This window comes from Polaribacter sp. 2405UD43-2, assembly GCF_058147125.1.
In genome coordinates, this window is the sequence record NZ_JBYVJX010000031.1 from 1 (window position 1) to 300 (window position 300).

Below are 300 nucleotides of genomic sequence, written 5' to 3' on the forward strand. Positions count from 1 at the left end.
TATGCAACGCAGACCCGCAATTTCGAAAGCTTTTATAAACCTTAACAAAGCTATTATGGCAAATGAAGGCAGTGTTACTTCTGCTTTAAAAAGAATGATTGCTTGGATTTCTAGTAATACAACAGGCTGTAGATATTGCCAAGCGCATGCAATTAGAGCTGCAGAACGTGATGGTGCAGAACAAGAACAATTAGATAATATTTGGGAATACAAAACTCACCCAGCTTTTGCGGAGGCAGAAAGAGCTGCCTTAGATTTTTCTTTGGCAGCATCTTTGGTGCCTAATGCTGTTAATGCAGA

General features: G+C 39.7%; 1 protein-coding gene. It reads left to right on the forward strand.

The genetic code is table 11. The features are described 5' to 3' along the window. The coding region (locus ACY2RX_RS14630; protein WP_490104721.1) for a carboxymuconolactone decarboxylase family protein at positions 1 to 300 on the forward strand (300 nt) is incomplete at both ends.